This is a genomic window from Methanosarcina sp. UBA289 (genome assembly GCA_002496565.1).
GTDB lineage: Archaea > Halobacteriota > Methanosarcinia > Methanosarcinales > Methanosarcinaceae > Methanosarcina.
Window position 1 is genome coordinate 84,085 of sequence record DAKJ01000025.1, and the last position, 14,817, is coordinate 98,901.

General features: G+C 39.1%; 11 protein-coding genes. 6 read left to right on the plus strand and 5 right to left on the minus strand.

Going from position 1 to position 14,817, the window contains the following annotated elements; all coding sequences use genetic code 11:
* Nucleotides 1-5: 5 nt before the first annotated feature.
* The 4 genes from BP549_RS14155 (at nt 6) to BP549_RS14170 (ending at nt 7,643) form a co-directional block, all read left to right on the plus strand.
* Entirely contained in the window at nt 6-716 is a 711-nt protein-coding gene (locus BP549_RS14155; RefSeq protein WP_292381690.1) for an ABC transporter ATP-binding protein, read from the plus strand.
* A gap of 3 nt (nt 717-719) precedes the next feature.
* Nucleotides 720-1,682 carry a SufB/SufD family protein gene (locus BP549_RS14160; protein ID WP_292376007.1) on the plus strand — a complete coding sequence of 321 codons (963 nt, stop codon included), beginning with the start codon at nt 720-722 and terminating at the stop codon, nt 1,680-1,682.
* 124 nt (nt 1,683-1,806) lie between these two features.
* Complete coding sequence (locus BP549_RS14165; protein WP_349681021.1) at nt 1,807-2,181, plus strand: hypothetical protein; 375 nt, start codon at nt 1,807-1,809, stop codon at nt 2,179-2,181.
* 542 nt (nt 2,182-2,723) lie between these two features.
* Nucleotides 2,724-7,643 carry a PKD domain-containing protein gene (locus BP549_RS14170; protein WP_292381693.1) on the plus strand — a complete coding sequence of 1,640 codons (4,920 nt, stop codon included), beginning with the start codon at nt 2,724-2,726 and terminating at the stop codon, nt 7,641-7,643.
* A gap of 188 nt (nt 7,644-7,831) precedes the next feature.
* Here BP549_RS14170 and BP549_RS14175 read toward each other — a convergent pair whose 3' ends face one another.
* The 5 genes from BP549_RS14175 to BP549_RS14195 form a co-directional block, all read right to left on the minus strand.
* Nucleotides 7,832-8,515 carry a DUF5591 domain-containing protein gene (locus BP549_RS14175; protein WP_292376011.1) on the minus strand — a complete coding sequence of 228 codons (684 nt, stop codon included), beginning with the start codon at nt 8,513-8,515 and terminating at the stop codon, nt 7,832-7,834.
* Nucleotides 8,516-9,681: 1,166 nt separating this feature from the next.
* A complete protein-coding gene (locus BP549_RS14180) occupies nt 9,682-9,867 on the minus strand; it encodes a hypothetical protein (RefSeq protein WP_292381694.1) in 186 nt (61 codons plus the stop codon).
* Nucleotides 9,868-10,522: 655 nt separating this feature from the next.
* Nucleotides 10,523-11,704, minus strand: coding sequence for an aminotransferase class I/II-fold pyridoxal phosphate-dependent enzyme (locus BP549_RS14185; RefSeq protein ID WP_292376015.1), 1,182 nt, complete (start codon nt 11,702-11,704; stop codon nt 10,523-10,525).
* A gap of 80 nt (nt 11,705-11,784) precedes the next feature.
* Nucleotides 11,785-12,276, minus strand: coding sequence for an Lrp/AsnC family transcriptional regulator (locus BP549_RS14190; RefSeq protein ID WP_292381696.1), 492 nt, complete (start codon nt 12,274-12,276; stop codon nt 11,785-11,787).
* 69 nt (nt 12,277-12,345) lie between these two features.
* Nucleotides 12,346-12,723 carry a 30S ribosomal protein S8e gene (locus BP549_RS14195; protein ID WP_292381698.1) on the minus strand — a complete coding sequence of 126 codons (378 nt, stop codon included), beginning with the start codon at nt 12,721-12,723 and terminating at the stop codon, nt 12,346-12,348.
* Nucleotides 12,724-13,113: 390 nt separating this feature from the next.
* Between BP549_RS14195 and BP549_RS14200 the strand changes: the two genes are divergently transcribed.
* Both BP549_RS14200 and BP549_RS14205 read left to right on the plus strand, forming a co-directional pair.
* A complete protein-coding gene (locus tag BP549_RS14200; RefSeq protein ID WP_292381701.1) occupies nt 13,114-13,440 on the plus strand; it encodes a DUF6951 family protein in 327 nt (108 codons plus the stop codon).
* A gap of 337 nt (nt 13,441-13,777) precedes the next feature.
* The gene (locus BP549_RS14205) at nt 13,778-14,467 is read left to right on the plus strand and encodes a DUF169 domain-containing protein (protein ID WP_292376023.1); all 690 of its coding nucleotides are present in this window, start codon (nt 13,778-13,780) and stop codon (nt 14,465-14,467) included.
* Nucleotides 14,468-14,817 lie beyond the last annotated feature (350 nt).

Here is a 14,817-nt window from a genome sequence, read left to right on the forward strand (position 1 = left end):
ACCTGGTGCTGAGCCGTGATGGGAAGAAAATCCTACGAGGGGTCAATCTTGAGGTCGGCGACCAGGAAATTCACAGCATTATCGGTGCAAATGGTGCAGGAAAAAGTACCCTTGCCTACACCCTGATGGGACTCCAGGGTTATGAACACGAAGAAGGCAGCCTCATCTTTGATGGGGAAGATATTACAAAACTTTCAATAACCGAACGCGCAAGAAAGGGCATTACCCTTGCCTGGCAGGAACCAGCCCGTTTTGAAGGGCTCAAGGTCAGAGATTACCTGGCAATCGGGGCAAAAAATAAGGGAGGCATTACTGAAGAGGAACTGAAAGATGCCCTGAGGAAAGTCGACCTTAAACCCGAAAAATACCTTGATAGGGAAGTTGGCGAGGCGCTCAGCGGAGGCGAAAGAAAACGCATAGAACTTGCTTCCATAATTACAATGAAACCGAAGCTTGCAATTCTCGATGAACCCGACTCCGGAATTGATGTTGTTTCCTTAAAGGAAATCGTAAACCTGATCCAGACTTTCAAGGAAAACGGCTCCTCGGTACTTGTAATTACCCATCGGAAAGAAATTGCAGCCGCTTCCGATAAAGCATCCCTTATGTGTGAAGGAGTTATCCTCAGAAGCGGAGACCCTCTGGAAATTAGTGAATTTTTCAAAAACAGGTGCATACCGTGTGACAGCAGAGTATCCCCACCAAAGGCGGCCTGAAAAATGACTCAAATAACTATTAATACGCTTTCCAATGAAATTGAAAGTATGGATGCAGCTTATTCGGCAGCCGGGGGAGATGCTGCAGTCCTGCATCAGCACGAACTTGCAAGCCTTGTGATTAGCGGAAATAAGGTACTCAATGCGAATGGGACAGAAGGAATCGTGCTAGAAACCCAGGAGACCAAACATGGAGTGGATGTTAAAATGACCATCAAAAAAGGGTACAAGATTCCACTTCCTGTCCACCTTTGCTTCGGGCTTATTCCTGAAGACGGACTCCAAGAAATAAATATGAATTTCGTGGCCGAAGAAGACTCGGCTGTTGAACTCATTGCCCATTGTACATTTCCTAATGCCGTAAAGATTATTCATAGAATGGACGCTCAGATGCATATAGGAAAAAACGCCTCATTAAAGTATATAGAAACCCACTTTCACGGCCCCCATGGAGGAATTCAGGTGGTTCCGAGGGCCCATATAAAGATAGAGGAAGGAGGCAGTTACTGTACTAATTTCTCTCTGGTTTCGGGTAGGGTAGGTTATCTGGAGTTTGATTACAGCGTAGATGCCGAGAAAGACTCCGTCTGTGAGATGGTTACCAAGGTTTATGGGAAAAAAGACGATAAAATAAAAGTCATAGAAAAAGTATCCCTTAATGGGGAAAATGCCAGAAGCGTAATCAAAAGCCGATTAGCCATTACCGATAACGCAGAATCAGAGTTCAGGGGAATTACCGAAGGCCATGCCCCAAGAGCAAGAGGTCATGTAGACTGCATGGAGGTTATCCAGGGCAATGCAAAAGCCGAAGCTATCCCCATTGTACGGGTCGATAATCCTCTTGCCAAGGTAACCCACGAGGCTGCAATCGGGTGTGTGGACAAAAAAGAAGTTGAAACCCTCATGGCTCGCGGTCTTGAAGAAGACGACGCTATTGACACTATAGTAAAGGGAATGCTGGCTTGAAGCCTTTTTATTCCCTTTTACAAAGAGTAGGTAGAATTACCGCTTCAGTATCATTCAGGGAAATTCAGAGAATACTGACAACTTACCCTAAAGCCTGTATAGGGAAACTTAATCTGAACAAGAGGTGAAAAGCATAATTGGCGAAATTATTATCCTCGAAAAAAAGTATTCCGAAAAAAACCTGCAACTTATTACAGGGAGAAAAGATATATCCTCACACTATCAGGATATTCCTGAAGAGATGCTGCTTTTAAGCGAAGTTATAGAAGATCCCCTCAAACTCCCTTACCTGCTGGAAACTTTCTATACCGCACCTATTAAGAACGAAAAAGCCTTTCATTTCGCCCTCGTGAGAGTACAAGTAGATTCTGACCTCAGAATGCATGAGGATATCCAGAAATACCAGCAAAGGAAATATGTAGCAGAAACTCTGGAAAAGCTGCTCTACGGAGAACTCATGCTTTCTGTAGGAGAGACCGTAAGCATTGAAAATGATTGATTTATTGTATCTGTCTTCTTATAGTTCTTATAGTAAAATCTTCCTAATATCTTCGAATTTTTCCTTGTTTTTATACTGAAATTTAATTCTGTTTGGTCTCATCAATTAACGGTGTCTCCTATAACAAAGATTTTTTCTCTAGGAATTTTTCATTCAGAAGGTATTTTTGAGGAAGAGTAATATTAAAAAATAAATATATATATTAAAAAAAGAACATATATTTATTAAACCGGCTAATAAAAGAAAGATTATTATCCATTAATTTACAACTATTCAATAATGTTTTGTGATTTTCTCTTCACATCGTCGTTTTTATAGCCGTACCTTGTTGCAGTAACCAATGTAATCTAAAAAACTATGACTTCAACGAATTGTTATATTACCTTATGAAAACTGGTCAAGTTTTAAGGTTCTTTGAAGTTTTCAATAAATTTAAAAATACATATACTCAGGGATCTTAAATGAAAGGAACGAATTGTAATAGAAGATTTAGGGGGCAGAGCTTCAATAAAATTTTGGGAATAATAGCACTTACTTTTTTAATGTTGGTGAGCATCGCAGGTGCCTCACCATTTGCATACATTACAAACGCAGAGAGTGATGATATCTCTGTAATTGACACAGCCACAAACAAAGTTACAGCCACGATATCTGTAGGGTCCAATCCTATAGGAGTTGTAATTGATCCCAATGGAACAAAGATATACGTGGTAAATGCTTACAGCAACGATGTATCTATAATTGACACGGCAACAAACAAAATTACAGCAACAGTGCCTGTAGGCAGTTATCCTCAAGGGGTTGCAGTCAGCCCTAATGGAAAAAAGGTATATGTGGTAAATCGTAACAGCAAAAATGTTTCGGTAATTGATACCGGTGCAAATACTGTTGTAAGTACGTTGAACACAGGAAAATACCCTGAAGGAGTAGCGGTAAGTCCAGATGGAAAAAAGATATATGTTACAAATTATGGGGATAATACTGTCTCGGTAATTGACACTGCCACAAAAGCTGTTATAGCTACGGTATCCGTAGGAAAAGGTCCAAAGGAAATTGCGGTCACACCAGATGGAACAAGGGTGTATGTAGCGAACTCCGACAGTAAGAGTATATCTGTAGTTGACACGGCAACAAACAGTGTAACAAACACAATGAAGGTTGGGGGAGGAGTTCCTTTTGGAGTTGCAGTCAATCCAGATGGAAAAAAAGTATATGTGACTAATAACGATGAATATTTCAGCACTGTCTCGGTAATTGACACGGCAACAAATGAAGTTACAGCCACAATACCTGTAGGATCAAATCCTATGGGAGTTGCAGTCACACCGGACGGAAAAAAAGTATATGTCGCGATCAACTTCTATAATACCGTATCTGTAATTGACACTACGACTAACACTGTTACAGCCACAGTGCGTGTAGGAAACAGTCCTTATGCTTCTGGCCAATTTATAGGTTCTATCCCGGTACAACCATCTTATCCTTCAGCGAACTTCAGCAGCAACATCACATCAGATTACGTTTTTCCTTCTGTACCTGTCCAGTTTACAGATCTCTCAAAGAATGCAACCAAATGGGTTTGGGACTTTGGAGATGGGTCTGGTTCAACAAAGCAGAATCCCACGCATACCTATTCTTCAGCAGGAATCTATACTGTTAGCCTGACAGTAAGCAATTCAAATGGCACAGATTCAAAGTTGGCTACAGTAAATGTTGTACCAAAAGGCTCTCCTGCACCTTCATACGCATTTATTACGAATCTCAACAGCAATACTGTTTCTGTAATTAACACAGGAAACAACAATGTTACAGCCACGGTACCTGTAGGAACCAATCCTATGGGAGTTGCAGTCAGCCCGGATGGAGCAAGGACATATGTGACTAATACCAAGTACGGCGACCGTGGGACTGTCTCGGTAATTGACACGGCAATAAACAAGGTTACAGCTACCGTGGATATAGGATATAAATACAGTCCCTGTGGAATTGCAATCACCCAAGATGGGAAAAAACTCTATGTGGCGGATCGTGATGTTAAAGGTGTCTCTGTAATTGATACATCTACAAACACTGTTACAGCCACAGTGCCTGTAGGAACTAATCCATTAGGGGTTGCAATCATACCGGATGGAACGAAAGTATATGTGACGAACCGTTATAGCAACAATGTTTCTGTAATTGATACCACCACTAACACCGTTATAGCGACTGTGAAGGTTGAACTTGGCCCTTGTGGGGTTACAGGTAACCAGAATGGAACAGAACTATATGTGGCAAATTGCGAAAGTAACACGATTTCTGTAATTAACACGAGTTCAAACACTGTTACTTCCACAGTAACTGTAGGAAAATGGCCCATGGGAATTGCAGTCAGCCCGGACGGAGAAGTAGTATATGTGGCAAATGAAGGCAGTAACGATGTCTCGGTAATTGACACAGAAACAAAAACTGTTATAGCTACTGTAAAAGTCGGAAAAAATCCATACGGAATTTCAGTAACACCGGATGGAACAAAGGCATATGTAGCGAACTCCGGCGACAATGATAATCTCGGAAAAACAGTCTCGGTAATTGATACAGCCACAAACAAGGTTACAGCCACGGTAAATACAGGTTTCAGTCCTGTTGCTTTCGGTCAATTTATTAGTCCTCTCCCAGCACAACCAGTTTATCCTACTGCAAACTTCAGCAGCAACCTCACATTCGGTTATGCTCCTCTTTCGGTCCAGTTTATGGATTTATCGAAGAATGCGGATGAGTGGGACTGGAACTTTGGAGATAAATCCAGTTCAACACAGCAGAATTCAGTACACACTTATTCTAGTGCAGGGAATTACAATGTAACGCTTAAAGTAAACAATGCAAACGGCACTAATTCGAGATTCGCCACAGTAACTGTTCTAGCACAACCAAAATTTTCTGCATCCCCGACTTCAGGAAAAACTCCACTTAGCGTTAGTTTTACTGACCAGAGCATAGGATCTCCAACCTCATGGAACTGGACTTTTGGAGATGGAAGTTATTCAACGGAAAAAAATCCTGTGCATATATATAAAAAATCAGGAAAATACTCCGTTACATTGATATTAAACGAAACAGGGAACAGTAGTACAGTAACAAAATCCAGCTATATTATTGCTTCAAATGGGTATGAAGCTCCCGTTGCTGCTTTCTCTGCATCTTCAGCTTCAGGAAAAACGCCTCATACAGTTACTTTTACTGACCAGAGTACAGGATCACCAACATCATGGAAATGGAATTTTGGAGACGGAGCTTATTCAACCGGGAAGAATCCTGTACATACGTATAGTAAACCAGGATTATATTCTGTTACATTAACAGCAAGTAACGAGGACGGCAGCAATAGATTAACAAAATCCAGCTATATCATAGTTTCAAGCATTCTAAATGCTCCTGCCACCAACTTCTCTGCGTCACCTACATCAGGAAAAGTGCCTCTTGCAGTTGGTTTCACAGACCAGAGCACAGGGTCACCAACGTCATGGAAATGGAATTTTGGAGATGGAAGTAATTCGACAGATAAAAATCCAGTACATATATACAATAAGTCAGGACTTTATTCTGTAACATTGACAGCAAGTAATGAAAAAGGTAGTAATGCGTTAACAAAATCCGGCTATATTGCTGTCTCAGGAGTTTTAAATACTCCTACTACCAGCTTCTCTGCATCCCCTACTTCAGGAAAAGCCCCAATAACTGTTGATTTTACAGACCAGAGCACAGGGTCACCAACGTCATGGAAATGGAATTTTGGAGATGGAAGTAATTCAACAGATAAAAATCCGGTACACACATACAATGAATCAGGGCTATATGCAGTTAAATTGACAGCAAATAATGCAAACGGCAGTGATGCGTTGACAAAAACCAGCTATATTGCTGTCTCAGGAGTTTTAAATACTTCTGCTACCAGCTTCACTGCATCTCCTACTTCAGGAAAAGCGCCTCTTAATGTTAGTTTTACTGATCAGAGCATAGGATCGCCAATGCTATGGAAATGGAATTTTGGAGATGGAAGTAATTCGACAGAAACGAATCCAGTACACACATACAATAAGTCAGGAAATTATACTGTTGCTTTAACGACAACTAATGCGGGAGGCAGTGATAAGGTGCAAAAGTCAAGGTATATAAATGTAATTTCTGAAAACGACAGTGTGGCATCGAATCCAGATTATATTGTTCCTACCACTGCCTTTTCAGGAACTCCAACTGTAGGGAGTACGCCTCTGACTGTTAGTTTTACTGACCAGAGCACAGGATCACCAACTGCATGGAGATGGAATTTTGGAGATGGAAGTAATTCAACAGATAAAAATCCGGTACATAAATACAGTAAGTCAGGACTATATTCTGTTGCATTGACAGCAAGTAATGCAAACGGCAGTGATGCGTTGACAAAAACCAGCTATATTTATGTGTCAAATACTTTAGCTGCTCCTGTTACAAGTTTCTCTGCATCCCCTACTTCAGGAAGCATGCCTCTGACTGTTAGTTTTACGGATCAGAGCACAGAGTTACCAATTGCATGGAGATGGACTTTTGGAGATGGAAACACTTCAACAGAAAAAAATCCGGTACATAAATACAATAAATCAGGGCGATACACGGTTACATTGACAGCGAGTAATGCAAATGGCAGTGATGTATTGACAAAATCCAGCAACATTGTTGTTTCAAGCGTTTTAGCTGCTCCTGTTACAAGTTTCTCCGCATCTTCAACTTCAGGAAAAGCCCCACTAACTGTTGATTTTACAGATCAGAGCACAGGATTGCCAACATCATGGAAATGGACTTTTGGAGATGGAAATAATTCAACAGAAAAGAATCCGGTACATAAATACAATAAATCAGGACTATATTCTGTTACATTGACAGCAAGTAATGCAAACGGCAGTAATGCATTGACAAAAAAGAGCTATATTGCTGTCTCAGGAGTTTTAAACACTCCTGCTACCAGCTTTTCTGCGTCCTCTACATCGGGAAAAGTGCCTCTTAATGTTAGTTTTACTGACCAGAGCACAGGATCACCAACTGCGTGGACATGGACTTTTGGAGATGGGAACACTTCAACAGAAAAGAATCCAGTACACACATACAATAAATCAGGACTATACTCTGTTACATTGACAGCAAGTAATGCAAACGGCAGTAATGTGCTGACGAAAACCGGCTATATTGCGGTTTCAAACTCCCTTGTAGCTTCTTTTACTGCATTTCCGATATCGGGGCCTGCACCGCTTAATGTCAGTTTTACTGACAACAGCACCGGATCACCAACTTCATGGAAATGGGCATTTGGAGATGGAAATAATTCAACAGAAAAGAATCTTGTATATGTATACAATGAGACAGGACGATATACTGTTAGTTTAACCGTAGATAATCCAGAAAGCAGCAGTACTGAAACTAGGTCCAGATATATAGTAGTTAATAAATAAGATCTTAAATCGAAAAAAGGCTTTGTAGAAACCTCTCTATCAAGCTTCAAGAGGTAATAATCGACAAAAAGATGTTATGATATGAGTTTAAGTTAATAGAGATTAGCTGTTCCTGTGAATTTCTACAAAGCCAAAAAGAGTGGAACTTAAGCGCTATTTGATTAAAAAAGAGAAACTAGAGTTAAATTTTAAAGGAGATACCAGTCAGTATCATCAACCGATAAACTTTCTTTAAGTCCTACTTTTCTCCTTGGGAGCTTAAGAGCATCCGTAATTGCGTCTGAAAAGTCCTGAAGGTATTCTTTTGAGGAGAGGCTGTTATAGATAAAAGGCTTATCTGGCTGGATCATTTTCTGAATTGTTGATTCCCTGGGCACGATATCAACTTTTATGTCAACCATTTCCACGGCTTTTTCCATCGCAGTCCGGAAATCCCCTATACAGTAAGCGATTCTGTGTTTGTAATTATCCCTTGTCTTTTCAAGATAAGCGGCAAGTCTTTCGCTTTCCATTTTTATGAAATCTCGTTTAATCTTTGCCACATTGCATTTGCCCATCATAAAACTGTAATGCATGAAAGGATATTGCGTATCAAGTTCCCTGGGAGTAATTCCACAGGTTCCGAAGGTTACTATATGTACATCCTCAGGTTTTACAATCCCGAAGATCACCCTGTCGAATTTTTTATGGGAAGGGCTTTCATGATAGGGTTTTCTTTTGGCGCAGGGAACAAAAATACAGAGTTCCCTATAAGGAGCTTCATACTCATTAAGTACCCATTCATTAGCCCTTATCATATCCGGGTGATAAATTACCCTATCAGTGTCAAGAGGTTCTTTAGAGCGCTCTTCCTCAGGAATAATTGGTTTCATAGACTTCACTAATTGAGCCTGGAAATTGTATATATAATTAACTGAATCGGCAGCCTCAGAAGTCATAGGTTTGAGAAATATTTCAAAAATGAATCAAACAAAAAAGGAGTTAATCGAGATAATGGACGGTAAAAATAAGTTTCCTCATTAAAATAATCGTTCTCGTCCCAAAAACAAATCATGAGTAGAATCAAACAAAAAAATTTAATAAATAAAGTTTATGTTGAAAAAATGATTATCTTTGGTCAAAATATAGATCAAAGTGAAATCTTAACGAGTTCACTTGAAAGATAAAATCTAACTTTTAGATAGGATAATAATAGAACCTCAAGAAAAACAATCGGATTTTCAAAGAAATTTAGAACACTTACAACCAAATGAGACTTTATTGCATCCATTTTAACTTTTATAGGTATCGTAGAGAGGTTAAAAAAGGAATAGAACGTAGAAATTCAAGAAAAAAGACACAGAAGATCTGGAATTACGAAAAAGAAACAAATATTAAAAGAATTACTACGTTGTAAATATATTAAAATATCAGTTAATTAATGGAGGAGAACTAATTTTTTGTTTACAGAATAAAGGCTATAATTGCACATATAAAACTATATCCACAAAATGCCAATATAAAGTTTAAAAAGGGTAATTAATTGGAAAATATACTAGATATTGTTGATGGTTCACCTGTCGATTTTGAAATACTTTACATTTCAAAATTACCAAAATTTAATATACTTACTAACAGATTTAACAATTACAATAATTATACTTATTATAGCAATCATGGTAAAAATATAAGCAACGGTACCTATAAAAGTACTTAAATTTGTCAACAAATTAGTACACATTGGGAAAATATAATAAAATAGTGTAATAAATAGTAATATCATTAAAAATATCATTGTTAAAAAATCCCTCGATATTTTTAGCGACATTACTATCCCCCTTTAAAATATTTAAGACACTGTTACAGTGGAACTATCATTATCCCATGCAGGAAGGCCACTAGCTACCTCTTGTTCATGGTCATATGCATAGAAGTTGAAGCTTCCTGTATTATCATATTTAACTTTAACCTTCATAGTTTCTGTATAAAGGCATAGCTACTACTTGTTGAAAGGTTGTATACATAGTCTGGACTCAAGCCATCATATACATTTATGTATTTAGCTGGTAATGGTATTCTTAAATAATAATAGTAAATCCGTCTGGAAGAGCATAATGTCAACAACAAGATTGACAGTTCCTTCAGATCCTTTAGTATACAAGTACTTGTCTGGATAAATATCCACACTTGCTTCTACAATAATCGAATCTATTATTGCAGGAGCACGACCATCAGACGAAAGCAATGGATTTGAAGAATAAGATTTTGTCTTTATTAATTTTTATCAATATTATATATTTTTGCTCTATATGTATTATCTAATTTATCGACGTTCACAGTATAGAAAATTGTAGAATTGTTTGATGTTTCATCAAAGTAGCGCTATTTGAATCTGGATGATTGCTAAATATAATTTCCTTACTGCCAACAGTACACTTTTCGTTTGCTTCTTTTATATTATCAGATGTTGCGCTTACTACTGACAAAAAAATATACTTACCAGTAGCATTGAAAAAAGCATCATTCTTATACCAAGTCTTTTATTTGTTATCATACTTATTTACTCCTTGTATAGTAGAGTTCAGATAACTTTGGAAAGTATAACCAACTCTAAAAATAAATTAAAGCCGAACGTTTATAAAATTTTTGTATAGTAATATGGAAATCCTATAACTTTAATTTATTTTTCGAAAGTTTAAGTACTATTTTATATTTATTTGATTTCATACATTAGATTTGAATATTACAATTTTAATGACTTACTAAGTTGTAAGTACATTAAAATGTCAACTAATTACAAGGGAGCACAAAAGGTTTAGAAAACAAAATTTAGAAAATAAGGTTTAGAAAATAAAGTTTAATAAAAAAATTTAAAAGATGTCCGAGAAACTCGGTTAAGTTTACTGCTTTAATCCATCCACAAAGTCTTCCATTCTCTCCAATGCCTTTTTAATATCATTTACGGATGCGGCATAAGAACAGCGTAGGAACCCTTCGCCTGACTCCCCAAAAACGTCTCCGGGAATTGTAACAACTTTCTTTTCATCCAGAAGGCGCTCCGCAAACTCCGAGGAAGAAAGACCGGTATTTCCTATATAAGGGAAGGCGTAAAATGCCCCTTTAGGGTTACAGCATTCGAGTCCTATCCTGTTAAAGCCTCTGACAATAAGGTGTCTGCGCCGGTCATATTCCCTGACCATCCTCTCCATTTCCTCTTTACCATGACGGAGTGCTTCGATTGCTCCAATTTGAGCCGTTGTGGGAGCACACATCATGCAGTACTGATGGATCATCATCATTGAATGTATAATCTCAGGAGAGCCCATTGCAAAACCAAGCCTTAGTCCTGTCATTGCATAAGCCTTTGAGAACCCGTTGAGCATGACAGTCCGTTCTTTCATGCCATCAAGGGAAGAGAACGGAACATGCTTGCCTCCATAGGTCAGACACTCATAAACCTCATCTGAGATAACAAACAGATCATTCTCCACAACAAGGTCGGCAATACCCTCGAGGTCTTCCTGTTCCATGATCGCTCCCGTAGGGTTGTTAGGGAAGTTGAGAATTATTGCTTTCGTCTTGTCAGTGATTGCAGGTTTGAGAGCTTCTGCAGTCAGGCTAAATTCATCGTCCCTGTGGGTGGAAACGATAACTGGCTTGCCTCCTGCAAGAACAACCGAAGGCATATATGCCACGTAAGAGGGCTGGACGATAATAACCTCATCACCAGGATTAACCACGGTCCTTACTGCTATATCCAGAGCTTCACTCACACCTGTTGTGATGAGTATCTCGGATGAAGGATCATAGTCCAGACCGTAACGTCTGTAATAGGTTCTGGTAAGTTCGTCTCTTAGTTCCGGAAGCCCGTAGTTTGAGGTATATGAAGTTTGCCCTTTTTCCAGAGAATGAATACACATCTCACGGATGTGCCACGGAGTAATAAAGTCAGGCTCTCCCACACCAAGGGAGATTACATCCTCAAGCCCGGAAACCAGATCAAAAAAACGGCGTATTCCTGAAGGGGGAATTTCTTTCACAGCGTCGGCAACAAACTTAGAAGGATTGCATGAAGGTCTCAAGCAAAACACCCTGTAAAAACCATATAAATTATATAAAATGTAAAATTGAATAGGGAGATCAGAATTTGAACTGGCTCGTATTAAAATGATACTGGTAGCCTCTCAATTGTTTCAGGTTCACGGAGGATGACCCCGTCTTCTTTATAGGTTTTCAGTACGAAGTGGGTTGATGTGCTCTGTACCTGATCAAGAGTTGCAATTTTCTCTGCTACGAAAAATGCCACGTCCTTCATTGATTTCCCCCGGACAGTAAGGGATATGTCATAATTCCCTGATAAGAGCCTGACTGACCTGACTTCTGGGAACTTATAGATTCTTTCTGCAATTGCCTGATAGCCCTGATTGCGTTCAAGAGTAACCTTCAGCTCAATAACGGCATAAACATAGTTCTCCCCAACTAAGTCCCAATCAACTATGGTTTTGTAGTGCCGGATTACGCCCGTCTCTTCAAGTTTTACAATTGCCTGGGAAACCTCCTGTGCAGACATATCTGTAAGGGATGCGATTTCCTCTGGACTCGTTCGTGCATCAGTTTCAAGAATTTCCAGTATATGTCGAATCTTTTCATCCATATTGGTCACCGGCACAAAGGTAAGGGAATTTGACAAAGAATCCCGTTTCCGGGGTATATTATATATAATTTATTCAATTAATACAGCATTTACGACTCCATCCTGCCCCGGTCTGCTCGTAACTCTAGCAGTCCCAAGAGGGGTCCTTATTACGGAGCCTTTTGTAAGAATGTTACGCCTGATATAGTGCTTGTTTGCAGTGTTGTCGAGAACTCTCTCAATGGGGGCAGAAGTTGTCTTTCCATCTTTGGGATTAGTTACATTTGCAATATTGCACTGAAGAAGTCTTACCTTCCTGTTGCCTCCCATTGTGTGAACATTTTTCCTCTTTATATCACTGATACGGGTTTCCGCAGATTCGCGGCCCATTTCAAACTTGCGCTTCCCGCGGGCAGCAATAACTTTCCCACCGGTCACTTTTCTTTTGGAGCTACCTTGCCATCTCATATTAAAACCTCATCGTGTATTGAAATTAGAATCAATGCTTCTTTAATGATTATTTATATTCCTATTATAATTCTGTACTTCTGATTATAGATACTATAATCCTGATGATCCTGATATGGTGATCGTGTCAGGGCATAGGCATACCTATTGCTTAATTGCTCTGATTATATATTAATTATATTAGCAGGAGTGCTTAACTAGCATATTTGCTATGGACTATTCAATACAAATAGAATCGTATAAGAACTTTGCGATCAGGCATTCAGAAAAAACTTGATCTTGCATCATGCCTGCGCCTGTAAAAGGAGATAAGATTAGAGAGTTGTAAAATTAGAGAGTTGTAAATATAGATTACAGGATCTTAAATGTAGTACCCAGGGGAGAAAAATAATGGCTACAGAGATTTCATTGAATACAATATGTGGACATACAACAAAAATAATTGCCACAAAAGAAGGGAAGACAACTCACATACATATTAAGACCACATGCGAAAAGCTCAGTAAGTGGGGCACACATTTTGATGTGGAAATGAAAGATCTTATGGGAGGCCCCGAAAGCGTACTTGACCAAAAAATGACTGAAGCGCCCCTTACACCTACTTGTCTTGTTCCGGCAGCAGTAATGAATGCTTGCTGGCTCGAAAACGGCATGATTTCAAAGAATCTTGCTCGAGGAATGGGAAAGATGGAGATTATCTTTGATAAGTTGGAGTGAATTTTCTAAATTTCAAACAACTCCCCAAACAACCCCTTTATTTCCTTTGGAAAGATGGACAGTACGGAAGGAAACCAGCAGAAAATGGTAGTACTGTGGGAAATTGCCTGCATACATATAAACTCGGGAATGCTTATATCGAATCTTGTCATGTATAATTTGCCCAAAAGTGGACAAGACAAGTCTCAAACTTTTTTAGGAAAAAGTTTGATAAAAACCTGATCATATATAAATTTACTTATAAATAGACACTAGACAAATCGCTTATAAAATACTTGAGAACTACTAAAACATTATTTTCAGAACTAACAATAATCTCAAAACCCGAGTTGAAAACATGGATGTAAAAGAGATAAACAAGTACGGACAAGAACTTGTAGACTGCCTGAAACTCAAGACTTCCCCTGTTGCAGTAAAACTGATCCCAAAGGGAGGAGAAGTTCCGGAGGGAGTTAAGAAAGTAGATGAGACTATGAGACATTGCCAGCTGGTTGACAGAGTGAGAAGAACAGGAGAAGAGTTCTATACTCTGGGAGAAGATCAAATGTGTAAAGGTGGAGCTGGCGCGATGGGCCTTGGCGAAATGCCTCCAAAAGTTGCAAGTGGAGAATTTTATTTTAATAAACTCAAACAGTTCAGCACGCAGGGGGCTGCAAGGCGTACTCTTGAAAGGGTCCCCAAGCTTCCCGCGAATTCAACAGAAGCTATCCTGTATTCTCCCCTGGAAAAAGCTACGTTTACTCCGGATGTTGTTGTGGTTATCTGCACCCCCAAACAGGTTATGTTACTTACACAGGCCTTAATGTATAAAACGGGAGGCAGAGTCGAAGCAAGTTTTGCAGGAAAGCAGAGCTTGTGCTCGGACGGGGTTGTACAGGCGTATAAAGAAGGCAAAGTCGGAGTTACAGTCGGCTGCAGCGGCAGCAGGACATACACCAAGATTGCAGATGAAGAAATGATTATGGGGATTCCTATCGAACTTCTTGCCGATGTAGCCGCTGGCCTCAAGGAAATTTGCGCTAAGTAAACCCCAGAAAGAGTATCTGCCTTTCAAATAAAAAATTTATTCGTGCTCAAGCCCTTTCAAGAAATCTCCAAATAAGAAATTCCATGAAAGGGCAAGAGCTTATGATATGCACATTAAGAAATCTCAATACCCCTTAAATAGACATATTTAACTCATTCTTTTGACTCAATTTTGTTATTAATTCCTCCAAAAGCACAGAACATATCATTCAAATTCTTACACGGGCACCCGCTTTAACTTAAGTTTCACCATTGATTCAGTACCTACAAGAGAAAATGAACATGCGGGAAAGATTTAACTGTATAAATTAATTCATTAACCGAGCGAAAGCCAAAAGAGCTTATCCAAAC

Excerpts from the sequence above, each read along its gene's own strand:
- BP549_RS14205 (WP_292376023.1), top strand. The coding sequence starts at position 13,778 with ATGGATGTAAAAGAGATAAACAAGTACGGACAAGAACTTGTAGACTGC.
- BP549_RS14160 (WP_292376007.1), top strand. The coding sequence starts at position 720 with ATGACTCAAATAACTATTAATACGCTTTCCAATGAAATTGAAAGTATG.
- BP549_RS14195 (WP_292381698.1), bottom strand. The coding sequence starts at position 12,723 with ATGAGATGGCAAGGTAGCTCCAAAAGAAAAGTGACCGGTGGGAAAGTT.
- BP549_RS14200 (WP_292381701.1), top strand. The coding sequence starts at position 13,114 with ATGGCTACAGAGATTTCATTGAATACAATATGTGGACATACAACAAAA.
- BP549_RS14170 (WP_292381693.1), top strand. The coding sequence starts at position 2,724 with ATGTTGGTGAGCATCGCAGGTGCCTCACCATTTGCATACATTACAAAC.
- BP549_RS14175 (WP_292376011.1), bottom strand. The coding sequence starts at position 8,515 with ATGAAACCAATTATTCCTGAGGAAGAGCGCTCTAAAGAACCTCTTGAC.
- BP549_RS14190 (WP_292381696.1), bottom strand. The coding sequence starts at position 12,276 with ATGGATGAAAAGATTCGACATATACTGGAAATTCTTGAAACTGATGCA.